The 24,885-nt window shown below is 65.4% G+C and carries 27 protein-coding genes; 13 read left to right on the top strand and 14 right to left on the bottom strand.

Going from position 1 to position 24,885, the window contains the following annotated elements; all coding sequences use genetic code 11:
* Positions 1 to 42 precede the first annotated feature (42 nt).
* Positions 43 to 531 carry a MarR family winged helix-turn-helix transcriptional regulator gene (locus KP010_RS20475; protein ID WP_142864305.1) on the bottom strand — a complete coding sequence of 163 codons (489 nt, stop codon included), beginning with the start codon at positions 529 to 531 and terminating at the stop codon, positions 43 to 45.
* A gap of 110 nt (positions 532 to 641) precedes the next feature.
* Here KP010_RS20475 and KP010_RS20470 point away from each other — a divergent pair, with 110 nt between their 5' ends.
* Positions 642 to 1,871 carry an MFS transporter gene (locus KP010_RS20470; protein ID WP_185966599.1) on the top strand — a complete coding sequence of 410 codons (1,230 nt, stop codon included), beginning with the start codon at positions 642 to 644 and terminating at the stop codon, positions 1,869 to 1,871.
* 3 nt (positions 1,872 to 1,874) lie between these two features.
* Here the strand turns inward: KP010_RS20470 and KP010_RS20465 are convergent, their stop codons facing one another.
* Entirely contained in the window at positions 1,875 to 3,785 is a 1,911-nt protein-coding gene (locus tag KP010_RS20465) for an ABC transporter ATP-binding protein/permease (protein WP_142864304.1), read from the bottom strand.
* A gap of 149 nt (positions 3,786 to 3,934) precedes the next feature.
* Between KP010_RS20465 and KP010_RS20460 the strand changes: the two genes are divergently transcribed.
* Positions 3,935 to 4,540 (top strand): TIGR00730 family Rossman fold protein, encoded by a 606-nt coding sequence (locus KP010_RS20460; RefSeq protein ID WP_142864303.1) that lies wholly within the window; start codon positions 3,935 to 3,937, stop codon positions 4,538 to 4,540.
* Between the two features lie 169 nt (positions 4,541 to 4,709).
* Here the strand turns inward: KP010_RS20460 and cimA are convergent, their stop codons facing one another.
* From cimA to cysS, 4 genes are all read right to left on the bottom strand, one after another.
* Complete coding sequence (gene cimA / locus KP010_RS20455; RefSeq protein WP_142864302.1) at positions 4,710 to 6,305, bottom strand: citramalate synthase; 1,596 nt, start codon at positions 6,303 to 6,305, stop codon at positions 4,710 to 4,712.
* The gene (locus tag KP010_RS20450) at positions 6,302 to 6,805 is read right to left on the bottom strand and encodes a GNAT family N-acetyltransferase (protein WP_142864301.1); all 504 of its coding nucleotides are present in this window, start codon (positions 6,803 to 6,805) and stop codon (positions 6,302 to 6,304) included. Before KP010_RS20450 ends, cimA begins: the two co-directional genes overlap by 4 nt.
* Positions 6,806 to 6,807: 2 nt before the next feature.
* The gene (locus KP010_RS23120) at positions 6,808 to 6,942 is read right to left on the bottom strand and encodes a hypothetical protein (protein ID WP_256380986.1); all 135 of its coding nucleotides are present in this window, start codon (positions 6,940 to 6,942) and stop codon (positions 6,808 to 6,810) included.
* 240 nt (positions 6,943 to 7,182) lie between these two features.
* Positions 7,183 to 8,619, bottom strand: a complete 1,437-nt coding sequence (gene cysS / locus KP010_RS20445) for a cysteine--tRNA ligase (RefSeq protein WP_142864300.1) — start codon at positions 8,617 to 8,619, stop codon at positions 7,183 to 7,185.
* A 530-nt stretch (positions 8,620 to 9,149) separates the two neighbouring features.
* Between cysS and KP010_RS20440 the strand changes: the two genes are divergently transcribed.
* The 3 genes from KP010_RS20440 to glpX all read left to right on the top strand — a co-directional run bounded on the left by KP010_RS20440 (position 9,150) and on the right by glpX (position 11,878).
* Positions 9,150 to 9,419: a hypothetical protein gene (locus KP010_RS20440; RefSeq protein WP_142864299.1), complete on the top strand. Its 270-nt coding sequence runs from the start codon at positions 9,150 to 9,152 to the stop codon at positions 9,417 to 9,419.
* A gap of 122 nt (positions 9,420 to 9,541) precedes the next feature.
* Positions 9,542 to 10,861, top strand: a complete 1,320-nt coding sequence (locus KP010_RS20435) for a homoserine dehydrogenase (RefSeq protein WP_142864298.1) — start codon at positions 9,542 to 9,544, stop codon at positions 10,859 to 10,861.
* Positions 10,862 to 10,882: 21 nt separating this feature from the next.
* On the top strand, positions 10,883 to 11,878 hold the full coding sequence (gene glpX / locus KP010_RS20430) for a class II fructose-bisphosphatase (protein WP_142864297.1): 996 nt from the start codon (positions 10,883 to 10,885) through the stop codon (positions 11,876 to 11,878).
* A gap of 149 nt (positions 11,879 to 12,027) precedes the next feature.
* Here glpX and KP010_RS20425 read toward each other — a convergent pair whose 3' ends face one another.
* Positions 12,028 to 12,600 (bottom strand): recombinase family protein, encoded by a 573-nt coding sequence (locus tag KP010_RS20425; RefSeq protein ID WP_142864296.1) that lies wholly within the window; start codon positions 12,598 to 12,600, stop codon positions 12,028 to 12,030.
* A gap of 229 nt (positions 12,601 to 12,829) precedes the next feature.
* Between KP010_RS20425 and KP010_RS20420 the strand changes: the two genes are divergently transcribed.
* Together KP010_RS20420 and KP010_RS20415 are read left to right on the top strand one after the other, a co-directional pair.
* Positions 12,830 to 13,132 carry a hypothetical protein gene (locus tag KP010_RS20420; RefSeq protein ID WP_142861838.1) on the top strand — a complete coding sequence of 101 codons (303 nt, stop codon included), beginning with the start codon at positions 12,830 to 12,832 and terminating at the stop codon, positions 13,130 to 13,132.
* Complete coding sequence (locus KP010_RS20415; RefSeq protein WP_216281429.1) at positions 13,132 to 13,746, top strand: hypothetical protein; 615 nt, start codon at positions 13,132 to 13,134, stop codon at positions 13,744 to 13,746. The genes KP010_RS20420 and KP010_RS20415 overlap by 1 nt, the downstream gene beginning before the upstream one ends.
* A 66-nt stretch (positions 13,747 to 13,812) precedes the next feature.
* Here the strand turns inward: KP010_RS20415 and KP010_RS20410 are convergent, their stop codons facing one another.
* On the bottom strand, positions 13,813 to 13,956 hold the full coding sequence (locus tag KP010_RS20410) for a hypothetical protein (protein ID WP_018266023.1): 144 nt from the start codon (positions 13,954 to 13,956) through the stop codon (positions 13,813 to 13,815).
* 203 nt (positions 13,957 to 14,159) lie between these two features.
* On the opposite strand from KP010_RS20410, the gene KP010_RS20405 reads away from it, so the two are divergent.
* The 4 genes from KP010_RS20405 (at position 14,160) to guaA (ending at position 17,844) form a co-directional block, all read left to right on the top strand.
* The gene (locus KP010_RS20405) at positions 14,160 to 15,452 is read left to right on the top strand and encodes an RsmB/NOP family class I SAM-dependent RNA methyltransferase (protein WP_142861836.1); all 1,293 of its coding nucleotides are present in this window, start codon (positions 14,160 to 14,162) and stop codon (positions 15,450 to 15,452) included.
* A 72-nt stretch (positions 15,453 to 15,524) separates the two neighbouring features.
* Positions 15,525 to 15,794, top strand: coding sequence for a type II toxin-antitoxin system ParD family antitoxin (locus tag KP010_RS20400; protein WP_142861835.1), 270 nt, complete (start codon positions 15,525 to 15,527; stop codon positions 15,792 to 15,794).
* Positions 15,795 to 15,972: 178 nt separating this feature from the next.
* Positions 15,973 to 16,107, top strand: coding sequence for a hypothetical protein (locus KP010_RS23115; RefSeq protein WP_256448903.1), 135 nt, complete (start codon positions 15,973 to 15,975; stop codon positions 16,105 to 16,107).
* A 135-nt stretch (positions 16,108 to 16,242) separates the two neighbouring features.
* Positions 16,243 to 17,844 (top strand): glutamine-hydrolyzing GMP synthase, encoded by a 1,602-nt coding sequence (gene guaA, locus KP010_RS20395; RefSeq protein WP_024880386.1) that lies wholly within the window; start codon positions 16,243 to 16,245, stop codon positions 17,842 to 17,844.
* 19 nt (positions 17,845 to 17,863) lie between these two features.
* Here guaA and gstA read toward each other — a convergent pair whose 3' ends face one another.
* Positions 17,864 to 18,481, bottom strand: a complete 618-nt coding sequence (gene gstA / locus KP010_RS20390; RefSeq protein ID WP_142861834.1) for a glutathione transferase GstA — start codon at positions 18,479 to 18,481, stop codon at positions 17,864 to 17,866.
* Between the two features lie 97 nt (positions 18,482 to 18,578).
* Here gstA and KP010_RS20385 point away from each other — a divergent pair, with 97 nt between their 5' ends.
* Positions 18,579 to 19,445: a LysR family transcriptional regulator gene (locus KP010_RS20385; protein WP_142861833.1), complete on the top strand. Its 867-nt coding sequence runs from the start codon at positions 18,579 to 18,581 to the stop codon at positions 19,443 to 19,445.
* A 13-nt stretch (positions 19,446 to 19,458) separates the two neighbouring features.
* Here the strand turns inward: KP010_RS20385 and KP010_RS20380 are convergent, their stop codons facing one another.
* Positions 19,459 to 19,791, bottom strand: coding sequence for a rhodanese-like domain-containing protein (locus KP010_RS20380; protein WP_142861832.1), 333 nt, complete (start codon positions 19,789 to 19,791; stop codon positions 19,459 to 19,461).
* A gap of 153 nt (positions 19,792 to 19,944) precedes the next feature.
* On the opposite strand from KP010_RS20380, the gene KP010_RS20375 reads away from it, so the two are divergent.
* Positions 19,945 to 20,370 (top strand): CHRD domain-containing protein, encoded by a 426-nt coding sequence (locus KP010_RS20375; RefSeq protein WP_142861831.1) that lies wholly within the window; start codon positions 19,945 to 19,947, stop codon positions 20,368 to 20,370.
* A 9-nt stretch (positions 20,371 to 20,379) separates the two neighbouring features.
* Here the strand turns inward: KP010_RS20375 and KP010_RS20370 are convergent, their stop codons facing one another.
* The 4 genes from KP010_RS20370 to KP010_RS20355 all read right to left on the bottom strand — a co-directional run bounded on the left by KP010_RS20370 (position 20,380) and on the right by KP010_RS20355 (position 24,702).
* The gene (locus KP010_RS20370; RefSeq protein ID WP_108917387.1) at positions 20,380 to 21,687 is read right to left on the bottom strand and encodes an AAA-associated domain-containing protein; all 1,308 of its coding nucleotides are present in this window, start codon (positions 21,685 to 21,687) and stop codon (positions 20,380 to 20,382) included.
* An 11-nt stretch (positions 21,688 to 21,698) separates the two neighbouring features.
* Positions 21,699 to 23,432: an ABC transporter permease subunit gene (locus KP010_RS20365; RefSeq protein ID WP_216281427.1), complete on the bottom strand. Its 1,734-nt coding sequence runs from the start codon at positions 23,430 to 23,432 to the stop codon at positions 21,699 to 21,701.
* Between the two features lie 209 nt (positions 23,433 to 23,641).
* Positions 23,642 to 24,133, bottom strand: coding sequence for a hypothetical protein (locus tag KP010_RS20360; RefSeq protein WP_142861829.1), 492 nt, complete (start codon positions 24,131 to 24,133; stop codon positions 23,642 to 23,644).
* Between the two features lie 140 nt (positions 24,134 to 24,273).
* Entirely contained in the window at positions 24,274 to 24,702 is a 429-nt protein-coding gene (locus KP010_RS20355) for a hypothetical protein (RefSeq protein ID WP_142861828.1), read from the bottom strand.
* Positions 24,703 to 24,885 lie beyond the last annotated feature (183 nt).

Raw genomic sequence — 24,885 nt, 5'->3', positions numbered from 1 at the left:
GAGGATGGAAGCGCGAAGAAACGCCCTGCGGCGGCGGCGGCGCTACAGGCCGCCCAAAAGCTTGGCGAGCAGGCGATCGAGAGTCTTCTGCTCGTCTTCTGTCAGCGCCGACAGGACCGCCGCTTCCGCCTGCACATGGCGGGGCAAGACCTCGTCGATCAGCGACTTTCCCTGCTCCGTCAACGCGACCAGCGCGGCGCGCCGATCCGTCGGATGCTTGACGCGCGCCACATGGCCGGCCGTTTCCAGCCGGTCGATGCGCGCCGTCATGCCGCCGGAGGAGATCATCGTCGCCTCATAGAGCGCCGTAGGCGTCAGCGCATAGGGCGGTCCGGCGCGGCGGAGCGTCGCCAATACGTCGAAATCGCCGCTCTGCAGGCCGAATTCCGCGAAGACGGGGGCCAGCCGATCGCGAGAAATCCGCGACGCCAGCTCGAGCAGACGGCCCAGCGCCTCCATCGGAAAAGCGTCCAAATCAGGCCTTTCGCGGCTCCATTGCCGGGCGGCCAGCGCAGCGCGGTCCTGGTTCATCGGGCCCATCCATATATCTTGACATCAAGATACTTATTGTCGAGATATTATCCGCCGAATGAATTTGCCGCAAGGCGCGCCTCGTCCCCCTAAAAATTGCGAGTGAGCCCATGACCACAGCCGATAGCGCGACCGCCGCTTCCAAAACCCGCGCCAGAAACGAGGGGCATGGCTTCGCCCTGATCGCGATCCTGTGCCTCGCGCTCAATCTCCGGCCGGTCATGGCCGGACTCGGCCCGATTCTCGACATCATCGAAAAATCCGCGGGGCTGTCTTCGGCGCAAGCCGGGCTGCTCACCACATTACCGGTGTTTCTCATGGGCGTCGGAGCCTTCGCGGGACGACGTCTGACGCGGCTTCTCGGCGCGAAGACCGGCGTCGCGATCGGGATCGCGGTCATTTCCCTCGCCTGCGCGAGCCGATCGGAATGGAACGACGCCGCCGGAATGCTGTCGACGGCGGCGGCGGCCGGCCTCGGCGTCGCGATCGTGCAGGCGCTTCTGCCCGGTTTCGTCAAAGGGCGTTTCGGCCGAGGCGCAGGCCGCATCATGGGGCTCTACACGACCGGCATCATGAGCGGCGCAGCTCTGGCCGCCGCAACCGCCGCCGGGCTCGAGCGCGACTTCGGCCTGCCCGCCGCGCTCGGCGTCTGGTCATTTCCGGCGTTCATCGCCACACTCGTCTGGCTGCTGCTCCCTTTCCCCGCGAGAGGAGCCGGCGGCGGCGTAAGCCAGACGACGGAGCCGGTATGGCGCCGCCGCCGCGCCTGGACGCTGATGCTGTTTTTCGGCGTCGGCACCGGGGCCTTCACGCTGGTCCTCGCCTGGCTGCCGCCCTATTACACGAGCCTCGGCCAGAGCCGCGCCTATAGCGGCTATCTGCTCGCCGGCGTCACCCTCGCGGAAGTGGCCGCGAGCCTCGCCGTCTCCGCTTTCATCGCGCGCTTTCCCGATCGCCGCGGGCCGCTCTTCGTCGTGCTGACGAGCATAACGGCAGGCTTGATCTGCGTGGCCGTGGCGCCTCTGTCGCTCGCATGGCCGGCGGCGATTCTGCTGGGACTCGGCCTCGGCGCATTGTTTCCGCTGTCCTTGATCGTCACGCTCGATCATGTCGACGATCCGGCCCGCGCCGGCGAGCTCGCGGCCTTCGTGCAGGGCGGCGGCTATATCATCGCCAGCCTGACGCCTTTCGCCGCCGGCGCGATCCGCGACCGCTTCGCCGATCTCGCCGGGGCCTGGGAAGCAATGGCGGTCGGCGTCTTTCTGACGATCGCTATTGCTATGCGTTTTTCCCCGCAAAGCCGCCTGAGCGATGGTCGTCGCGGCCCGACCGCCCGCTAGCGCTCACGCGGGCATTTCCTCGGTCTCGCGTCGCTCGGCCTCGCCGCGCAGCGAGCCTTCCTCATCCGCCTGCCGCTGGCGGCGCCACATGGCGGCATAGGCGCCGTTCTTCTCCAGCAATTGCAGATGCGCGCCGCGCTCGACGATGCGGCCGCGATCGAGGAACAGGATTTCATCCGCATCCACGACCGTCGACAGCCGATGCGCGATCACGAGCGTCGTGCGGCCACGCGAGACGCGCGCCAGCGCCTCCTGAATCTCATGCTCGGTAAAGCTGTCGAGCGCCGATGTCGCCTCGTCGAGAATGAGCAGCGGCGGCGCTTTGAGAATCGTGCGCGCTATGGCGACGCGCTGCTTCTCGCCGCCCGAGAGCTTCAGCCCGCGCTCGCCGACCTGCGCCTCATAGCCATCGGGAAGCGAGCGGATGAAGCTGTCGATCTGCGCGAGACGCGCCGCCTCGCGCACCTCCTCCATGCTCGCGTCCCAACGGCCATAGCGGATGTTGTAGGCGATGCTGTCGTTGAACAGCACCGTATCCTGCGGCACCATTCCGATGGCCTCGCGCAGCGAGCGCTGCGTGACGGCGGAAATATCCTGCCCGTCGATGGTGATGCGCCCCGCCTGCGGCTCGTAGAAGCGGAACATCAGCCGCGAGATCGTGGACTTTCCCGCGCCCGAGGGGCCGACGATGGCGATGGTCGCGCCGGGCTCCGCCGTGAAGCTCACGCCCTGCAAAATTGGCCGCTTGCTGTCATAGGCGAAGACCACGTCGTCGAAGACGATGCGCCCTTCCCTCACCTCGAGGTCCTGCGCGCCGGGACGATCGGCGATCTCCGGCTGCTGCGACAAAATGGCGAACATTTTCTCGATATCGACGATCGCCTGCCGCGTCTCGCGATAGAGCGTGCCCATGAAATTGAGCGGCTGATAGAGCTGGATCATCATAGCGTTCACCAGCACGAAATCGCCGACGCTGTTGCGCCCGCTGCGCACGCCCTGCACGCACAGGATCATCATGACCGAAAGGCCGATCGTGTAGATCACCGCCTGCCCGGCGTTGAGCAGCGCGAGCGATATGTAAGAGCGTATGCTGGCGTTCTCATAAATCGCCATGGATTTGTCATAGCGCTCCGCCTCGCGCCGCTCGGCGACGAAATATTTCACCGTCTCATAGTTGAGAAGGCTGTCGATCGCCTTCACATTGGCGTCGACGTCGCTCTCGTTCATCGAGCGGCGAATGGCGATGCGCCAATTGGTGGCGATGAGCGTGTAGATGAGAAAGGCCGCGATCGTCGCCATGGCGACGAGGGCGTAATCCCAATCGAATTGCACGGCGAGCACGCCGACGACGAGCGCGAACTCGACAATTGTGGGAACCGCCGTCGACATCACGAGCCGCGTGAGCGTCTCTATGCCGTCGCGGCCGCGCTCCAGCACGCGCGTCAGGCCGCCGGTCTTGCGGCTGATGTGGAAGCGCAGCGACAATTGATGCATATGCACGAAGACGTGATTGGCGAGGCGCCGCACGGCGTGCATGGCGACGGCCGCGAATAAGGCGTCGCGCGCCTGCGTCAGCAGCGCATAGAGCGCGCGCAGCAAGCCATAGAGAATGGTGAAGCCGACGGCGCCACCGAGGATCGTCGGGACGGCGGCGTCCGAAGCGAGGCCATCCGCCGCCCATTTGAAGGCGAAGGGGACCGCCATATTCACCAATTTTCCGACGAGCAGCAGAGCGAGCGCGATGAGAACGCGTCGCTCCAGGTCGCGCCGGCCCTTGGGCCATATATAGGGCCAGAGCTTGCGAATGGTCGCGATCACGGATTCCCGGCCGAGCGGCTTTTCTATCTCTTCGACGACCCCATGTACCGAGACTTGCGCCGAAGCTTGTTCTTCTTCTGCATCGACCTGTCGCATCACCCTGTTCCAGTCCTTCCAACGGAGGCGCCGCTATGACATCTGGATTTCATATAAGTGGTTTGAAGTGCGAACGCACGAGCGCTCCGCTCACGTCGCCGGCCCCCGCCGGCCTTGACGCAGCCGCTGGCGCGGGTCATCAAACGAAAATGAGCGATCTGAAAAAAATTCAAAGCGTCTGCGTCTATTGCGGCTCCTCGACCGGCGACGATCCCGTTTACACCCGCGCCGCGGAAGCGCTGGGCGCGGCGCTGGCGCGCGAGGGAATGGATCTCGTCTTCGGCGGCGGCTCCTGCGGCCTGATGGGCGCCGTCGCGAGGGCCACGCTGGCGCAGGGCGGCAAGGTCACTGGAATTATTCCGAGCTTTCTCGACGAGCGCGAGGTCGCGCTCTCCTCCGTCACCGAGCTGGAGGTCGTGCCGGACATGCATACGCGCAAGCGTCTGATGTTCGAGAAGTCCGACGCTTTCGTGGCGCTGCCCGGCGGCATAGGCACGCTCGAGGAGCTGACCGAGCAATTGACCTGGATTCAGCTCGGCCGCCACAGCAAGCCGCTCGTCATCGCCGACATAGGCGGCTTCTGGAAGCCGCTGCTGTCGCTCTTCGCGCATATGCACAACGCCGGCTTCATCCGCCCCGGTTATGAGGTGCGCTATATGGTCGCCGAGCGCATAGAGGATGTGATCCCCATGCTGCGCGCGACGCGCGTTCCCAAGAACGAAGGCGACGAGGCGGCCATAGAGAAGCATTTTTGATCGCAGCGCGCGCCCTTCTCCCATGAAATGGGAGAACTCGCGAAGCGAGGTCGGATGAGGGCAGTCGCCGCCGCGACGATCTCGACGATTTGCGCGAGCCGAAACAGCCCTCATCCGACCCGACTTCGTCGGGCCACCTTCTCCCGCAGAGCGGGAGAAGGGAGAGCCGCTAGACCGCGCCGGACCTCACCAGCTTATAGACGATGGCGTCGACCAGCGCCTCGAAAGACGCGTCGACGACATTGGGCGAGACGCCGACGGTGGACCATATCTCCCCTTTGGCGTCCGCACATTCGACCAGCACGCGCGTCACCGCATCCGTGCCGCCCTGGAACACGCGCACGCGATAATCGACGAGCTTCACATCCTCGATGAAGGATTGATATTTGCCGAGATCCTTGCGCAACGCCACATCGAGCGCATTGATCGGGCCATTGCCTTCGGCGGCGGAGATGGTCGAGCGCCCGTCTATGCGCAGCTTGACGATCGCCTCCGCGCCCGCCTCCTCCGCGCCGAGATTGACGCCGAAGCGGCGATCCACGGCGACGCTGTAGCGCTCAATGTCGAAATAATGCGGAACCTCGCCGAGCACACGCTTGGCGAGCAGATAGAAAGAGGCGTCGGCGCCTTCATAGGCGTAGCCTTGCGCCTCCTTCTCCTTCACCTCGTCCAGCAGGCGCGTGAGCCGCGGATCGTCCTTCGCGAGCGAAATTCCCAATCGCTCCAGCTCGGCGATGATATTGGATTTTCCTGCCTGATCCGACACCAGCACGCGGCGCTGATTGCCGACGCTCTCCGGCGGCACATGCTCGTAAGTGCGCGGATCGGTCAGCACTGCGGAGGCGTGAATGCCAGCCTTGGTGGCGAAGGCGCTGGCGCCGACGTAAGGCGCGTGACGATTGGGCGCGCGATTGAGCAATTCGTCGAGCGCATGGCTGGTGCGCGTCAAATGCGTCAGACTCTCGCGCGTCACGCCGATCTCGAAGCGATCCGAAAACTCGCTCTTGAGCAGAAGATTGCCGATAATCGTCGTGAGATTGGCGTTGCCGCAGCGCTCGCCGAGCCCGTTCAGCGCGCCTTGAATCTGCCGCGCGCCGCCGCGCACAGCGGCGAGCGAGACGGCGACCGCCTGTCCCGTGTCGTCATGCGCGTGAATGCCGAGCTTGTCGCCCGGAATGACGCGCGCGACTTCGGCGACGATGCGCTCCACCTCATTGGGCTGCGAGCCGCCATTTGTGTCGCAGAGCACGATCCATCTTGCGCCCGCCTCATGCGCGGCATTGGCGCAGGCCAGCGCATAATCGGGGTTTTCCTTGTATCCGTCGAAGAAATGCTCGCAATCGACGAGCACTTCCTTGCCACGCGCGACGGCCGCCGCGACGGATTGGCGAATGCCGTCGAGATTGTCCTCGAGCGTCGAGCGCAAAGCGACGCGCACTTGATAATCCCAGGCCTTGGCGACGAAGGTCACGCAATCGCAATCGGCGTCCAGCAGAGCGGCGACGCCGGGATCGTTCGACGCCGAGCGTCCCTGCCGCCGCGTCATGCCGAAGGCGGCGAAATGCGCCTTCAATGGCGGACGTTTCGCAAAGAATTCCGTATCGAGCGGATTGGCGCCGGGATAGCCGCCCTCGATGTAATCGAGGCCGAGCTCGTCGAGCATCGCGGCGATCTGGCGCTTGTCGGCGAGCGAGAAATCGACGCCGGTCGTCTGCGCGCCATCGCGCAGCGTGGTGTCGAAGAGCGTCAGCCTCTCCCGTGTCATTGCGTTGCAGCCTTGCTCTCGAGTGTCTTCTTCATCGTGGTGTTGCCGAGCCATTCGCCGCGCAGCTCGCGCATGTTACGCTGATGGGCGACATAGCCGCGCGCGGCGAAGAAATCGCGCGCCGCGTCGGAAGCGTCGACGCTGATCTCGCGCGTCCCCCGCGCGGCGGCGAGCTTTTCCATCGCATCGGCGAGCGCCGAGCCGACGCCGCGCCGCGCCACGCGCGGATGCACATAGAGCATGTCGAGGAGCTTGTTCTCGCTCAGCGCGGCGAAGCCGGCGATCTCGCCGTCGAGCGAGGCGACGATGGTGAGCGCGCCGGCGAGCTTCTTTGCAAAAGCCTCTTCGTCATCGGCGGCGGCGGCCCAGGCGGCGAGCTGATCGTCGCCATAGTCTTCGGCGGCGAGCGTCTCTATGCTCGCGCGAAACAATTGCGCCAGGCGCGGCGCATCGGTCGGCAGAAAGGGACGAAGCCCGGGAGCGGAAGCGGCGCGCGCCATGGCTAGATCAGCTCGAAGGCCGCGAGCACATGCCATGCGGCGATGGCTGCGAGCGCGAGGATGATGAGCTTGAACACGAGATAGGACGCCCAATGCCCCGGAAAGGGCAGAAATCTGCGCCAGTCGTTCTTAAGCATGGACGTGGTCTCCTCTCACGAAAGACGGAATCTTCGTGCGCGTCTCCTTCTCCCATTTATGGGAGAAGGTGGCCCTCGCGTCAGCGAGGGTCGGATGAGGGTCCGCGAACATATCCATCGATTCCGGCCGCCGCAGCGAGCCCTCATCCGACCCGACTTCGTCGGGCCACCTTCTCCCCCAAAGCGGGAGAAGGAGTCGCGCGTCTCGATTGTTGGATAATGTTCGAGCACAGTGAAGCTTCATCGCTTCACCTCCCATGTCGTCGTACCGTCCTTATTGTCCTTCAGCGCGACGCCCATCGCCGCGAGCTCGTCGCGTATGCGGTCGGACTCGGCCCAGTTTTTTGCCGCGCGGGCGGCGTTACGGGCCGAAATTTGTTCGATTACATAAATGACATCCAAGTCTAATTCTTTAATTTTCCGTTGCGCCCATGCCTCTGGATCGTGTTGAAGCAACCCAATTAATCTAGCACTGCCAAGGAGTAACGCTAGGCTCTGACCACCCTGGTCGGCAAAGATCGAAAGACCTTCGGCCCGAAAGCCAATCGCCCCTTCAAACATTGAATGAAGATACGAGATTGCCAAGTGTGTGTTCAGATCATCACTTAGCGCAGCAATAACATCAACTGAAACCCGCGGTGTATGCGTCAGTTCGACTTTTTCAAAAGCCTTATACCACATATCCAATATTCGCTCCGCCTCTTCCAGCGCCTTCACCGTAAAATCGATCGGCTGGCGATAATGCGTCCTCAGCATAGCGAGGCGCAGCACTTCGCCCGGCCATTTCCGCCCGCCGAAATTCTCCGTGTGCAGCAGCTCGTTGATGGTCACGAAATTCCCCAGGCTCTTGGACATTTTCTCGCCCTCGACCTGCAGGAATCCATTGTGCATCCAATAATTCGCCATCGCCTCATGACCGAAGGCGCAGCGTGTCTGGGCGATCTCGTTCTCGTGATGCGGGAAGACGAGGTCGATGCCGCCGCCGTGAATGTCGAACACCTCGCCCAAATGCTTCCACGACATGGCCGAGCATTCGAGATGCCAGCCGGGCCGCCCGCGTCCCCAGGGCGAGTCCCAGCCGGGCTCGCTCTCCTTCGACGGCTTCCAAAGCACGAAATCCATGTCGCCGCGCTTATAGGGCGCGACATCGACGCGAGCGCCGGCGATCATCTCGTCGAGGGGACGACGCGACAGCCGGCCATAATCCGCCATGGACGGCACGTCGAACAGCACATGGCCGTCCGCCGCATAGGCGTGGCCGGCGGCGATCATCTTCTCGATGAGCGCGATCATCTCGGCGATATGCTCCGTCGCGCGCGGCTGCACGGTCGGCTCGAGGCAGCCGAGCGCCTTCACATCCTCCTGGAATATCTTGTTGGTGCCCTCGGTCAGCTCGCGGATGGTGATTCCGCGCTCGGCGGCCCGCGCGTTGATCTTGTCATCGACGTCGGTAATGTTGCGGACGTAAGTGACATGATCGGCGCCATAGAGATGACGCAGCAGGCGAAACAGCACGTCGAAAACGATGATCGGCCGCGCATTGCCGATATGGGCGTAGTCATAGACGGTGGGGCCGCAGACATACATGCGCACATTCGCCGGATCGAGAGGACGGAACTCCTCCTTGGCGCGTGTCAGCGTATTGTAGAGCTTCAGAACGGGAGCGTCGGACGACATGAATTTCCCCTCGGCCTGCCGGCCCGGGGCGTCATTGCGTGTCATGAAGAGAGACGTGACGGCTCCGGCCAGCGATTGGGCTAGCTGATAATGATCCGACAAAGGATGCAGGAGTGGAGCGTGCTCGTCATAGCGCTAACATGCGCGCTCCGGGGCCGTCCGTCAAGTCGCAGACTCGGCCCTTCGGTCCCTTCCCCAGCCCCTCGCCAGAACGGGCCACGGCCGCGAGCGCGGGCTTGCCAAATATATCGTTACACGATATGAATTTCATCGTAGAACGATGCAATTGCCGACGCGCTCCTGCATCGGCGATCGCGCCCGTTCGCATCCCGACGGCTCATCGCCGACCGCCGCCCGTTATTCCCTCTCGAGGCGGCCGATCCGCGGAGAAAAGCGGGATGTGGCGCACGCCGCCTTCGACCGCCCCGCAGGTCGAAGGCGGCGCGCCCGAAACGACCGAAGAAGGCCTGGGCGCCCTCGCGATCGGCGCGAGCGACGTCTCGAGAGGCCCGCAATTGGAGGAAACGACAATGAAAATTCGCCTCGTCTTCACCCTCGCCCTCATCGCCGCCGCGGCCGGCGCCGGACTCGCAGAGGCGACGCCGCATCGGGTCGGCGACCTCGGCTTCTCGCCGCGGCCGATCGAAAAAGTGAGCTGCGACAATCGCGGCGACGACAAGCAGGCGCGCTGCATGGAGAGCTGCGACGAGGTCTGGATCAAGGCGTCGCAGGCCTATAATGGCAATATCGACAAGGCCAAGGTCGAGAAGAAGTCCTGCGAGGCCAAATGCGGCTGCTGAGCCGCCGAGCCGTCGTCGCCTCGGGGGAAGGCTTTCCTTGATCCCTTCGCCGGAATAAGTCACAACAGCTCGCGCTGCGGCCCTGCGCCGCGGCGCGAGTCCTTTTTCCGGAACAGGGTCAAATGGCGGAAATTTTGCGCGTCGGCGTCGCGGGCTTGGGCACGGTGGGCGCTTCGGTCGTGCGGCTGCTGCAGAGGCAGGCGCAGGCGCTGGCGGCGCGCACCGGGCGCGAGATCGTCGTCACGGCGGTTTCCGCCCGCGATAAGAGCAAGGACCGCGGCGTCGACCTCGCCGGCGCGACCTTCTATGACGATCCCGTCACCCTCGCCGCCGCGGACGGCATAGATCTTTTCGTCGAGCTGATCGGCGGGTCCGAAGGACCGGCGCGCGTCAGCGTCGAGACGGCCCTCTCCAAGGGCAAATCCGTCGTCACCGCCAATAAGGCGCTGCTCTCCGCCCATGGCTCGGCGCTGGCCGAGCTGGCCGAGAGCCGCCATGTCGCGCTCGCGTTCGAGGCGTCGGTGGCCGGCGGCATTCCCATCGTCAAGACGCTGCGCGAGGGCCTCGCCGGCAATTCGATCGAGCGCGTCTATGGCATTTTGAACGGCACCTGCAATTACATCCTCTCGCGCATGGAGGCGGAGCGCCTCTCCTTCGAGGAGTGCCTGAAGGAGGCGCAGCGCCTCGGCTATGCCGAGGCGGACCCGACCTTCGACATCGGCGGTTTCGACACGGCGCATAAGCTGTCGATTCTCGCCTCCCTCGCTTTCGGCGCGCGCATCGCGCCCGAGGCGGTGGAGATAGAGGGCATAGAACGCGTCACCTTGGCCGATATAGACGCGGCTGGGGAGCTCGGCTTCCGCATCAAGCTGCTCGGCGTCGCCCAGCGCACGGCGCAAGGCATAGAGCAGCGCGTGCATCCCACAATGGTGCGCAAGACCACCGCCATCGCCCAGGTGATGGGCGTCACCAACGCCGTGACCATAGACGCCGACGCCGTGCATGAGCTGACCTTGGTCGGTCCGGGCGCCGGCGGCGACGCCACTGCCTCCGCCGTCGTCGCCGATATCGCCGACATCGCCAAAGGCGTGCGCTCCGCGCCCTTCGGCCTGCCGAGCGCCGCTCTGCGCAAGCTCGAGCGCGCGCCGGCGGCGCTGCATGAGGGCGGCTATTACATCCGCCTCGCCGTGCCGGACGTGCCGGGCGCCTTCGCCGCCATCGCCACGGCCATGGCGGAGCGCAAGATCTCGCTCGAGAGCATCATGCAGCATGGCGCGCGCGCGGCGCGGCGCAGCGGCGCGGCCCAGGTCGGCGCGCAAGTCGGGGTGATCCTCATCACCCATGCGACGACAGAACGTCTGGTGCGCGAGGCGCTCGACGCCATCTACGCCGACGGCGTCATCGCCGAGCCGGCGCAGGTCATCCGCATCGAGCGCGAATAGCGCATCGCCGGAGAAGAGCACATGGCGCGCCCCGCATCGGCGGCAGAAAAGCCGATCGACCGCAATCTGACCCTCGAGCTGGTCCGCGTCACCGAGCGGGCGGCGGTAGCGGCGGCGCGCTGGCGCGGGCGCGGCGACGAAATGGCGGCCGATCAGGCCGCCGTCGACGCCATGCGCAGCGAATTGGGCAAGCTGGCGATTCGTGGCCGCATCGTCATCGGCGAGGGCGAGCGCGATTGCGCGCCCATGCTGTTCATCGGCGAGGAGGTCGGCGCCGGCGGCGGCCCGCGCGTCGATCTCGCCGTGGCGCCGCTCGAGGGCTCGACGCTCTGCGCCAAGGACATGCCGGGCGCGATCTCCATCGTCGCCATCGCCGCGGCCGGCTCGCTGCTCTATGCGCCAGATGTCTATATGGACAAGATCGCCATCGGCCCCGGCTATCCGCCGGGCGTCGTCGATCTCGACAATGAGCCGGACGCCAATATCGCCGCCCTCGCCGCGGCCAAGGGCGTCGCGGCGCAGGACGTCACCATCTGCATACTGGACCGGCCCCGCCATGCCGAGTTGATCGCGCGTTGCCGCGCGGCGGGCGCGCGGGTGCGGCTCATCAGCGACGGCGATGTGGCGGGCATCATCTTCACCGCCCAGCCGGCGGAGACGGGCGTCGATATGTATCTCGGCGCCGGCGGCGCGCCGGAAGGCGTGCTGGCGGCCGGCGTGCTGCGCTGCGTCGGCGGCCAGATGCAGGGCCGCCTCGTGCTCGACAGCCCGGCCAAGACGGCGCGCGCGGCCGAAATGGGCGTGCGCGATCCGCGCAAGAAATATGAGCTGGAGGAGCTGGCCTCCGGCGATGTGGTGGTCTGCGCGACCGGCGTCACCGACGGGCCGCTGTTGTTCGGCGCGGTCTTCGACAGGGAAGCGATCGAGACGGAGACGCTGGTCTACCGCTCCTCCACCGGCACGGTCCGGCGCATTCGCGCCCTGCATCGCGCGAGCGGCAAGTTCGAGGCCGAATGACATTCGCGGCGGCCGCGCGCGACGAGCCTTTGTTCATGTCCGGCGGAACATGAAAAGACTCGTCGCGATCGACGAGACTTCGGCGTTGGAAACGCGATCAAAACAAATGCCTGGAGTCTTTCCGTGTTTCAATGAAACACGGAAAGACTCTAGCCCCTCCCGGCGGGAAAGGCGTTGCGCAGGCTCCGCTGGAGCGTGCGAACGGATACGCCCAGCTCTTCCGCCACCTCCTGCATCTGCGTCTTCTCATGTCGTATAGCCTCGAAAGCGTCGGCGATCTGATCGGGGCTGAGCGATTTCGGCCGACCTAGCGTGCAGCCGCGCGCACGCGCGGCGGAGAGCCCCGCCCGCGTTCTTTCGCTGATGAGGGAGCGCTCGAACTCGGCCAGCGCCGCCATCATATGGAACATCAGCCGGCCGCCCGACGAGGTCGTGTTGATGTTCTCCGTCAGAGACTGAAAATCGATCCCTCGCTTGCCGAGCTGATCCATCAACGCGACGAGAGCCGGCAAAGACCGGCCGAGCCGATCCAGGCGCCAGACGATCAAAGTGTCGCCGGACTTCAAATTTCGTATCGCCTTCTCCAGACCCACGCGACCGAAATCAAGTCCTGACCGTCCGTGATCTGTAAAAATTTCATCACATCCTACCTTTTCTAAGGCTTCGATCTGCAGATCGAGTTTTTGCTCGTCTGTGGATACTCGCGCATAGCCGACGATCATTATTTGTTCTCGTGTCTCGATGCCAAAACGGCGCTTCTACGTCGTAAAGAATCGGTTTTTATCTACCAAACCATCTCGTTACGAGACAGAAAGGCTTGACAAAATCGGTCCTTTCTTTCCCGCGCCTTGAAATATGCGCTCGGTTAAAATAATCCTGTAATTACAATGCTAACATGCGCACGATGTCACAGGATTTTTACGCGCTACTTATGGTCACAAAGGACCGTTTATGCCGCGAATCCGGGAGTTTGACGCTGCAACCAGGCGCCGACGCGGAGAGGAAAAAATCTCTTCTTTTTCTTCGGCCTTCGGCCGCGACGAGCTCGCGGTCCCGGGCGAGCGGGCGCGCCCGCGCGATCTCGAGGCAGCGGACATCCGCGTGTCGGACACGGTCACGGGAATGATGATCGCCGCTGTCTCCGGCGCGGTTATCGGGCTTCTGGCCGCCGGAGGAGCGTTTGCCGCCGCGCTGGTCTTTCTGGCGGCCCTTGTCGGCGTCTACGCGGGCTGGCAGGCGCGAGGAGACGCCTGATGTCGGGCCGCTCCACAGGCGCCTGCGCCGGCGCATCGCCCTTCGGACGGCGCGGACCGCGTCGTGACGAAGTTTCGAAGAGCCGCCGATACGGCGACGATCCGAGCATGTATCGACGCGTCAGGCTGCGGGCGCTCGGCGCGGAGCTGACGTTCGTCTACGCCGCCGACTTCCAGGGCCTCGCGCCGCAATTTCTGGTGCGGTTCGACGAAGACGGGCCCTATCTCTCCATCGGCGATCCCGTCGCATTTTCGCTGGCGTCGAAAGGCGAGCCGATGGGAGCGGATCGACGCAAACGCCCGCGCATCCCGACAGACGGGGCGGAACGGAGCCGACTCCTGCTGATCGCCGGAGAGGAGGAGGCGATCGACCGCGCCGCCGCCCGGCCTGCGCAGCAGCACGGGCAAATTCCGCTCGACACAGCGGATATAGCCGTGGACATGCTCATCGGCTATTCGATCGAGGCCGTCGAACGACGGCTCGTCCTGCGCACATTGCGCCGCTTCAACGGCGATTATCGACAGACCGCCTTTGCTCTGGGGCTGTCCACGCGAGAATTGTCGGCGAAGCTGCTGGCGCTGCTCTACGCGGACGCATCCGCGACCGCGGAATAACGCTATGGAACGATCTTCGCCGCGCGGATCGCCTTGTCGTGACGACCCGCAGCGGCGAAGCGAAACTCAGTATTTGCGGCCGGTCTCGAGCTGGGTCTTGGCGTCGAGCGGCTTCTTCGGCGGCGGGGTCAGGTCGGGCTGCGACTGAGCCGCGCAGGCGGCCAGCGAGAGAGCGAGCAGAATAGCGGCGAACGGACGAAGAGAGCGCATCTTTGGCTTCCGACGGTATGTGTGGAAAACGCCGTGGCTTTCGCGGCGCAGCATGACTTCAGCTAGGCTATTGAGGCCAGATTGTGGCCGTGAGCGCTACCATGGCGATTTTCTGAGACTTTTTGCTTTTCCATGCGCTATCTCACCTCTCGAGCGCGCTGGCGCTGGCCTGCCGGCCCGCGAGGCCGTAAAGCAAAAGCGACATGACTCCCGCCGCACAAGTCTCCGCCGCCATTGAAATCCTCGCCGAGCTCGCCGAGCGCCGCCGTCCGGCCGCCGATGCGATCAAGGATTGGGGACTTTCGCACCGATTCGCCGGCTCCAAGGACCGCGCGTCCATATCGAGCCTCGTGTTCGACGCGCTGCGCAAGCGCGCCTCGGCCGCGTTCCTGATGGGCGACGAATCGCCTCGCGCCGTCGTCATCGGCGCGCTGCGCGAATCGCACACACTTTCCATCGAGGAGATCGCGGCGCTGTTTTCCGGCGAGGGCCACGCCCCCGCCCCGCTCACGGCCGAGGAGCGCGAGCGCCTCGCTACGGCGACGCTCGAAGGCGCGCCGGCGCATATTCTCGGCGACTATCCAGAATGGCTGGCCGAGCGCTTCGACGCCGCCTTCGGCGCGGCCGCCGCCGAGGAGGGCCGCGCTCTCGCCGCGCGCGCGCCGATCGATCTGCGCGCCAATATTTTGAAGGCCTCGCGCGAGGACGCGCTGCGCCGTCTCGCGCATCTTTCGCCGGAGCCGACGCCTTTGTCGCCGCTCGGCCTGCGCATCGCGCCGCCGACCAAGGGGCGCGGCCCTGCGCTGACGGCCGAGCCCGCCTATGTCAAAGGCCTGGTCGAGCCGCAGGACGAAGGCTCGCAGCTCGCCGCCCTGCTCTGCGCCGCCGAGCCCGGCGAGCAGGTTCTGGATCTCTGCGCCGGCGGCGGCGGCAAGACGCTGGCCCTCGCCGGACAGATGCACAATCGCGGGCAGATCTACGCCTTCGACGACGACGGCCGGCGCCTCACCCCCATCTATCCGCGCCTCGAGCGGGCCGGCGCGCGCAATGTGCAGGTCCGCGCCCCGCGCGGGAAGGCGGATGTGCTCGCCGATCTCGAGGCGCGCTGCGGCCTCGTGCTGATCGACGCGCCCTGCACCGGAACCGGAACCTGGCGGCGCCACCCGGACGCCAAATGGCGCCTCGCCCCCGGCGCGCTAGAGGAGCGCATCGCCGAGCAGCAGGAGCTGCTGGACAAGGCCCCGCGCTTCGTGAAGGCGGGCGGGCGCGTAGTCTATGTGACCTGCTCACTGCTGATCGACGAGAATGAGGCGCAGATCGCGTGCTTTCTCGAAGGACATGCGGATTTTTCCGCCGTTCCGGCCGAGGAGGCGGCGGCCAAGGCCGGGCTGCCGGAGCTCGCGCAATTCGCCTCGCCGCATGGGGCGGGGTTTCGGCTGACGCCGCACACGGCGGGGACCGATGGATTCTATGTGTGCGTGCTGAAGCGCGGGTGAATAACGAAATTTGTCAAAGCTCGTTATTGCGCTATCTTAGGCCAAAGAGACCTTTGTCCCCGAGCGACCCCCATGAATGTGAGCCTCACCCCAGAGCTCGAGCAGCTGGTGCATCAGAAGGTGCAGACCGGCCGCTACACCTCTGCGAGCGAAGTGGTGCGCGAAGCGCTGCGCCTGATGGAGGAGCGCGATCGGCTGGAGGCCTGGCGCAAGGATGAGATCCGCGCGCAGATCGCGGCGGGCCTCGAGTCGCTGCGGGCCGGAAAAGGCGAGGACGGCGAGGACGTGTTCGATCGGCTGGAAGCGGAGATCGACGCCGAGGAGAAGCTTAGCGCCGAGTGAGCCGCTTTCGCCTCTCGCCGGAAGCCCAGAGCGACCTCGACGCCATAAGGCGCTATCTGACCCGCAAAGGCGGTCCGACGCTCGCCCGGCATGTCCTGCGGGAAATATACGTCGCGCGCTGCGCGTCATCGCCGAGAACCCGGGGATAGGGCACAGAAGAGGGGACCTCACCAACGAGATGGTGAAGTTTTGGCCGGTCTTTTCCTATTTGATCGTCTATGAGCCGTCGATGCGTCCAATCGGAATCGTGCGCATCATTCACGGGGCGCAAGACGTCGAGACGATGTTTTCCGAGAAGCCGCCGCAAATGTGAGCGGTCCTCGCAGACTGGGCCTTCGCCTTTCGCAGGCCGGGTCCAACATCCCGGGCGCGCGCCGTGCTCTTGCGCATTGCCGACTGCGAGGGGTAGTCACTAGCTCTCGCAAGCCCCCACACACGAAAGACCAGCATGACCGCCACTGAGAGCTTCCACCACGACATCGCCGATCGCCACGACAAGCTGCTGATCGTCGATTTCGGCTCGCAGGTGACGCAGCTCATCGCGCGGCGCGTGCGCGAGGCCGGCGTCTATTGCGAGATCGCGCCCTTTCAGAGCGCCGAGCGCGCCTTCGCCGAAATCCGCCCCAAAGCGGTGATCCTCTCCGGCGGCCCCTGCTCCGTCACCGAGGACGGCTCGCCGCGCGCGCCGCAGAGCATTTTCGACGCGAAAATCCCCGTGCTCGCCATTTGCTACGGCGAGCAATTGCTGGCCGCGCAATTGGGCGGCGCGGTGGAGGGCGGCCACCATCGCGAATTCGGCCGCGCCGAGATCGGCGTCGTCGAGGAGAGCCCGCTCTTTGCCGGCGTGTGGGAAAAGGGTTCCCGCTATCCCGTGTGGATGAGCCATGGCGACCGCGTCACCCGCCTGCCGGAAGGCTTTCGCGTTATCGCCGCTTCCGAGAACGCCCCCATGGGCGCGATCGCCGACGAAGCCCGCCGCTATTACGGCGTGCAATTCCATCTCGAGGTCGCGCATACGCCGGACGGCGCCAAGCTCATCTCCAATTTCGTCCATAATGTCGCCGGGCTGAAATCCGACTGGACCATGTCGGCCTTTCGCGGCGAGGCGATCGAGGCCGTGCGCCGCCAAGTGGGCGCGGGCCGCGTGCTCTGCGGGCTTTCGGGCGGCGTCGATTCCGCAGTCGCCGCCGTGCTGATCCATGAGGCGATCGGCGATGCGCTGACTTGCGTCTTTGTCGATCACGGATTGCTGCGCGGCGGCGAGGCGGAGGAGGTCGTCACCCTCTTCCGCGATCACTACAACATCCCGCTCGTGCATGTGGAGGCGCAGGAGCTGTTCCTGCAAGCGCTGGAAGGCGTCGAGGACCCGGAGGTCAAGCGCAAGACGATCGGTCGCCTCTTCATCGAGACTTTTGAGGAAGAGGCGAAGAAGATCGCCGCCGACGGGCGCGGCGCGCCGCAATTTCTGGCGCAGGGCACGCTCTATCCTGATGTGATCGAGAGCGTGTCCTTCTCCGGCGGGCCTTCGGTGACAATCAAATCGCATCACAATGTCGGCGGCCTGCCCGAGCGCATGAATATGAAGCTCGTCGAGCCCTTGCGCGAATTGTTCAAGGACGAGGTGCGCGCGCTCGGCCGCGAGCTGGGTCTGCCGGAGGCTTTCGTCGGCCGCCACCCCTTTCCCGGCCCCGGCCTCGCCATCCGCTGCCCCGGCGGGATCAGCCGCGAGAAGCTAGAAATTCTGCGCAAGGCGGACGCCATCTATCTCGACGAGATCCGCAAGGCCGGGCTCTATGACGTGATCTGGCAGGCATTCGCCGTGCTGCTGCCGGTGCGCACTGTGGGCGTGATGGGCGACGGCCGCAGCTACGACCATGTCTGCGCCCTGCGCGCAGTGACGAGCACGGACGGAATGACCGCGGATTTCTATCCTTTCGACATGAATTTTCTAGGCCGGGCGGCGACGCGCATCATCAATGAGGTGCGCGGGGTGAACCGCGTGGTGTACGATGTGACCAGCAAGCCGCCGGGGACGATCGAGTGGGAGTGAGGGCTTCGAGCCGCTACGATCATTCGACCGCAGGGATCGCCGCCTCGCGAGCCCGCGCCGCCTCCACGGAAGCGCGCGCGGCAATCCGCGCGACATAGGCGCCGATCTTCGGCCAACGCCCGAGATCGATCGAGAAGCGCGGCATCCAGCCGAGCACAGTGAAGAGATAGGCGTCGGCGACCGTGAAAACCCCGCCCATCAGAAACGGACGGTCCGCCAATGCCGAATCGAGCCAATCGAAACGCTTGGACAGTCGCGCCTCGAAGAACTCTCGCGCCGCCTTCGGCAACGCCTGATCGAACAAAGGGCTCGAACCGGCGTGAAGCTCGCTGGTGACGAAGTTGAGCCATTCCTGAAGACGCACGCGCTCCAATTCGCCGTTCGGCGGCGCGAGCCCCGCCTCCGGTTTCAGATCGGCGAGAAATTGGAGAATCGCCGGCCCTTCGGTCAGCGTCTCGCCGCAATCCAGGCAGAGCGCGGCGACATAGCCTTTCGCATTGACCGTCCAGAAATCGCCGCCCTCCGACGTCCTCTTGGTTCGATTGTTCACCCGTACCAGCTCGTAGGGCAACCCCAGCTCCTGCAACGCGATATGCGGAGCGAAAGAGCAGGCGCCGGCGGCAAAATACAGCTTCATCCGGACATCTCCGTCGAAGAAGGACGCGGGCATGTTGACATGACGCAGGGAAGAAGAAAAATTACGTAACAAGATTTCTCATATAAGCAGCTCTAATATGAAGCTGACACAGCTCCGCGGCCTGATCGCCATAGCAGAATCCGGCAGCATCACCGCCGCGGCCGAAGCGATCGGCGTCACGCAGTCCGGCCTGAGCCAGGCGCTCGCAGCGCTGGAGGAGAGTCTCGGCGTCAAATTATTGGTGAGGAAAGCAAACGGAATCGAGCTGACGGCCTTCGGCGAACGGGTTCTCGAGCACTCCCGCGCGGCCTTCACTCATGTGGAGGCGATCCGCCGAGAAGCGGCGATCGCGGCCGGGGAGCCGTTCGGCGCGCTCCGCATCGCCGCCTTCCCCAGCGTGTTCGCGACCTTTCTGCCGCCCCTGCTCCGGCGCTTCCGCACGCTCTACCCCGACATAGACGTGATCGCGCTGGAGACGGATGATCGGGAGGTCGAGATTTGGCTCGACGAGGGATCGGTGGACCTCGGCGTCGTATTGAATCCGCCGCCAGAGAGAAACACGATCGCGGTTGGGCGGGACGCCTGGGTCTGCGTTCTGCCCGCTTCTCATCGTCTAGCGCGACGTGGATCATCCGTGTCGCTCGCCGAACTGACGGCGGAGCCTTTCGTGCTCGCGACCGGAGGATGCCATGTCCATGCGCGCACGCTCGCCGAACATGCCGGCTTGTCTTTGACGAATATCCGAATGGAGGTGCGCGACTGGACGAGCGCCATTGCGCTCGTCCGCGAAGGCGTCGGCGTCGGCCTCGCGCCCGAGTCGACCTTGCCGGAAAATCGGAAGGGCTTACGTGTCGCGCGGCTCGATCCGCCGCTCTACCGCGAATTCGGCCTGGCCGCAGCGCCGGGACGCACGCCCTCGCGCGCCGCACGGCTCTTCATGGATCTACTGCAGGCAAAAAGGTGAGCCTGCAGCGCCATCACATCCCCGTGACGACCGGCTCCCCGGCCTTCTGCCAGCCGATGATGCCGCCGCCGAAATGCGTGCTCACATCGCGGCGGCCGAAGAGGCGGGCCTGCTCCATGGCGTTCACCGAGCGCTTGCCGGAGCGGCAATAGACCACGACCTTCTGGCCCTCGGCCGGCGCCGGAATCTTGGCTGGATCGAAGGCGGACAGCGGCACGAACAAAGCGCCGTCGATATGGCCCTGGGCGTATTCGTCCGCCTCGCGCACATCGACCAGAATGATCGATTTGTCGGCGATGCCGCTCTTCAAATCCTCGAGGCTGATCTCGTTGTACCACTCGGCCATGTCGTCTTCCCAAAATCTCTGCGCCGCCGCACGATCTGCTCTCGCGCCGCAGCCGCAAAGGCTCGGGCGGGCGGCTTGAAGCGTCGCGCGGGCGCGTTAGGTGGCAAGCCCTCGGGGGCGCTGTTTCCGCCATTTGACACAGGAGGTCCACAAATGTCCAGGAATGCATCGCTCGCGCTCGCGGTCGCACTCGCCGTCGCGTCCTCGCCCGCTTTCGCCGAAGTGCAGATGTTCAAGGGCGATCTCTCCGGCGGCGCGGAAACTCCGCCGAGCGCGAGCAAGGGCGTCGGCTCCATCGCCGTGACGCTGGACCCGAAGACACGGAAAATCAGCTGGAAGGGCTATTTTGTCGGTCTCGAGGGCCAGGAGCTGAAGGCGCATTTCCACGGGCCCGCCAAGGCCGGCGAGAAAGCCGCGCCGGTGCTGCCGGTCGAGGCCTTGGAGGAGACATTCCAGGGCTCGGCGACGCTCGACGCCAAGCAGGTCAAGCAGCTCGAAGACGGCCAATGGTATTTCAACATCCATTCGGCCAAGCATCCGGAAGGCGAGCTGCGCGGGCAACTCAACCGCGTGCGGTGACGCGCGCCCCTATTGCGGATTTTCCAGGCTGAAGGCCTGCGCGCCTTCGTCATAGGCGAAAATCTCGCCATAGCGGCCCCAGGTGGTGACGCTGCGCAGCGTCATCTCCGCATAGTCCTCGCTCATGTAATCCTCGAGCTCCTCGCGGAAGCGCGTGGCGGGCGCGTAATGCGACGGCCGCTCGTCCAGCACGCGGCGGATGCGCTGCGCCAGCGGCACATAAGCGAGCAAATGGTCGCCGAACAGCTTCTTGCGCTGGTCGACGTCCATCTCCGCGAAGCGCTTGCCGGCCGTCGTCAGCCTTATGTCGCCCTCGGCGAGCTCGGCGAAGCGCAGCAGCTGCAAAGTCTCGGCGACGGGGAAGAGCTCGTCGATCTCGAGCTGCAGACTGTCGGCGAGCGTCGGCAGATCGGCCTTGCCGTCATAAGGCGGCGCCGCCACCTCCTCGATCATGCCGGCGAGCGTGTTGGTCGAGACGGTGGGCAGCGCCATGCCGAGGCCGAGGCCCGGGAAGGTCGACTCCCGCATCTTCGCCGGCTCAGCGCGGCGCGTCATCAGCGCATAGATCTGGTCGACGAGCTGGCGGAACTCCGGATCGAGCCGATTGCGCGGATGCGCCAGCGTCACGCGAATTTCCGCGGCGATGCGGCCGGGATTGGAGGAGAGCACCACGATGCGGTCGCACATCAGCACCGCCTCCTCGATGTTGTGCGTGACCATCAGTATGGATTTGATGGGCATCCGGCCTTCCACCCACAGATCGAGGAGATCGGTGCGCAAGGTTTCCGCGGTCAGCACGTCGAGCGCCGAGAAAGGCTCGTCCATCAAGAGAATATTGGGCGCGACGACGAGGGCGCGCGCGAAGCCGACGCGCTGGCGCATACCGCCGGAAATCTCCTTGGGAAAAGCGTTCTCGAAGCCGTCGAGGCCGATGATGTCGATCGCCTTCAGCGCGCGGCGGCGAGCGTCCGCCTCGCGCACGCCTTTGGCGCGCAGGCCGAGCTCCACATTGGCGAGCACGGAGAGCCAGGGAAACAGGGCGAAGCTCTGAAACACCATGGCGACGCCATCGACCGGGCCGGCCACTTTCTCGCCGCGATAGAGAACCTCGCCGCCGGTCGGCCGCGCCAGGCCGGAGACGATGCGCAGCAGCGAGGATTTGCCGCAGCCGGAACGTCCGAGCAGGCCGACGATCTCGCCATCGTCGAGCCGCAGCGAGATATCGTCGAGAACGATCGGGCCTTTTTCGCCGGAAGAGCGGCCATAGGCCTGGAAGACATTGCGGAGCTCGAGCAGAGGCGCTTTCGTCGCGGACATGGCGGAACCCTTCAGGACAGGCGCAGGCGCCGTTCGACGAAGCCGAACAATTGGCGCCAGAAGAGACGGTTGAACAAAATGACGACGACGCTCATCAGCGAGACGCCGAGCACGATCTTGGGATAGTCGCCGGCCGCGGTCGCCGCGGCAATATAGGCGCCTATGCCCTGCGCCTCGATCGTGTCGTCGCCCCATTTCACATATTCGGCGACGATGGCGGCGTTCCACGAGCCGCCCGAGGCGGTGAGCGCGCCGGTCACGTAATAGGGGAAGATCGCCGGCAGAATGACGTTCTTCCACCAGGCGAAGCCGCGAATGCCGAAATTGGCGGAGACCTCGCGGAGATCGTTCGGGAAAGCCGAGGCGCCGGCGATGACATTGAACAATATGTACCATTGCGTGCCGAAGATGATCAGCAGCGACAGCCATATGTCGGGATCGAGCCGGAAGGTGAGAATGCCGATGACGGCGATGGGGAAGAGGACATTCGCCGGAAAGGCCGCCAGAAATTGCGCCAGCGGCTGGATTTTCTCGGCGATGCGCGGACGCAGGCCCACAAAGACGCCGATCGGAACCCAGACCAGCGTGGCGAGCGCGATCAGCACGACGACGCGGATCAGCGTGTAGAAGGTCAGCAGCAGCGCATGGCGGAAATCCTCGAGGCTGACCGCGCTGCGCAGAAATTCGAACACCAGCGACAGCGAAAAGAGCAGCGCCGCGCCGACGGCCGCGAACCATACGACATCGAAGACCACCGCCCCGCGGCGGCTCTCCGGCAGGCGCGGCGCCGCGTAGGGCAAGGCCATTTTCCACAGCGAGGCGCGGCGCAGCAGCGAAGCCGGCCAGGCGGCCGCGGCGCGCAGCCACCGCGTGCGCACGAAGAGATCGCGCACCCAGCTCTCGGCTTCGTCCTGCGAGGCGGAGAGCTCGACTCGGAACTTGCCCGAGAAGGCGACGATGGGCCGAAACAGCAATTGGTCATAGGCCAGAATGATGAGCGCCACCGCGACCACCGCCGCCGCGACGCAATCGATGCGCTTGCTCTCGATCGCCAGCGCGAGATAGGAGCCGACGCCCGGCAGCCGCACATTCACGTCGCCGACGGTGATCGCCTCCGAGGCGACGACGAAGAACCAGCCGCCGGACATGGACATCATCATGTTCCAGATGAGTCCGGGCATCGCGAAGGGCGCCTCGAGCTGCCAGAATTTCTGCCAGGGCGTGAGGCCGAAGCCCTTGGCCACCTCGTCGAGATCGCGCGGCACGGTGCGCAGCGACTGGTGGAAGGAGAAGGCCATGTTCCAAGCCTGGCTGGTGAAGATGGCGAAGATCGCCGCGCCCTCCGCCCCGAGCGTCGAGCCGGGGAAGAGGCCGAGAAAGAACGTCACCGTGAAGGAGAGAAAGCCGAGCACCGGCACCGACTGAAGCACATCGAGCAGCGGCACCAGAATCATCTCGGCGCGCCGGCTCTTGGCGGCGAGCGTGGCGTAGACCAGCGTGAAGAGCAGCGAGAAGCCGATCGCCGCGAACATGCGCAGCGTCGTGCGCAGGCCGTAATAGGGCAGCTCCCAATAATCGAGCGACAATTGCGCCGTCTCCGGCGCCTCGAGCGGCAGCGCCATGCCGCGCCAGCCCAGCGCGGCGAGCGCGAAAACGCCGAGGACGAGCGCGAGAGCGACGAAATCCCACAGATTGGGCAGAGTGCGGCGGCCGAGCGAGGTGAGCGCGACGAAACGATTCAGCATGATCGAAGGCTTTCGGCGAAGCGAGGCGCAGGGATGGCCGGCGGCTGGGGCTCCGGCGGGACAGCATGTCGCACAGCCGGATATCGCCGTCATCTCCGCAGAGACGGAAAAAGCCACGCGCCGCCGTCCAATGGCCAAGCCTTATGACAATTGCGTGTCGCCGCCGGGCGGGATCGCCGAAAATCGGCGCCGGGCCGGCGCGAGCGCGATCACCGCGTCCCCATCGGCGCGACGCGGGACTCGCGGCGGGCCTCGCCCTTGGGCAGGGAGCCGGTCGGCGCGGGATCGATGCGCGCGCCGTCGAGCCGGTCGAGCCGCTGCTCGATCTGCTCCAGCCGCGCGGCGCCGAAATCGCGCGCCGTCTCCAGCGCGCGCAGCCGCACGCCGGCGCGCAGCGCCTCCTCGTCGTGGCGAAGCGATTCGATCAGCGCGCGCGTCGCCCGCGCCTCGTCGAGCAGGCGGGCGATCTCGCGACGCTGCTCGATCCCGAAGGAGACTTCGGGCTTCCAGTCGAGCGCCTTGGCGAGGGTCTGGCCGTCTATGCTCTGCGCGGCCTGCAGCGCGGTCTTGACGCCGGTGCGCGAGCCGAGAAAAAAGCCGGCCGCCGCGCCCGCGCAGACGGACGCGACGATGACGCCGAGAATCCGAAGGCCATTGGGCCGCGAAGGGGGCGCTAGGCGGCGCGCCGCTGCCGTCCACATGAAGGACCTCCTGAGCGACGCCGAGGCGATGTCTCAGTGGTCCGAGTGTCCGCGCCCATGGTTAACGGCGCGTTAAGCGCGCGTGGCCGCCGGCGCGAGACGCGTCCGACGGCCGGAACGATGCGCGTCGAAGCGCTTCGTCAGTGCGCGCGATGCTTCATGGCGCGATGCGGAATGTCGCTATAGGGCGCTATGCCATGGCCGCCGACCGAGGAGCGCCACTGCTGTGACCGCCCCTGATTATCGGAGCGGCCCTGACTGGAGGAGGAGCGGCCCTGGATCGCCGAGCGCCCCTGCGATCCGCTCTGGCCGGCCATGCGCGCCTTGCCGGAGGCGGCGCCGGATTTGGAATATTTCTGAGACGGCGCCGAGGAGCGACCTTTCGTCGCCTTGGAGGCGCGCGCGCCCGGATAGTCCTGATAACGAGCCTTGGCGATATCTGAGGCCGCGCCGGCGGCGAGCGCCGGAACCGCCGAGGGCAGCGCCAGCGCCGGAGCCGTCATCGTCGGTAGAGAGATGGCGAGCAATCCGAGCGCGACCGCGCCCATGGTCAGATTCGTGAGGTTCATATGCACACTCCCGTATCGCGAGCCAGCGCCCGCGGCGGCCCCCCAGGGCGTCACAACGTGCGGGAAGCGGGTCGGTTCCCTCGGCCCACGCCGCGCGCCGCCGCGCCAGAGCCCGCCCGAAGGGGCGGCGGAGCGCAAGATTGCAAGTGGAGGCGACGCTACCTATAGTCCGCGCCAATTCCG

The organism is Methylosinus sp. KRF6 (genome assembly GCF_018887255.1).
Taxonomy (GTDB): domain Bacteria; phylum Pseudomonadota; class Alphaproteobacteria; order Rhizobiales; family Beijerinckiaceae; genus Methylosinus; species Methylosinus sporium.
This window is presented reverse-complemented; position numbering and strand designations above follow the sequence as displayed.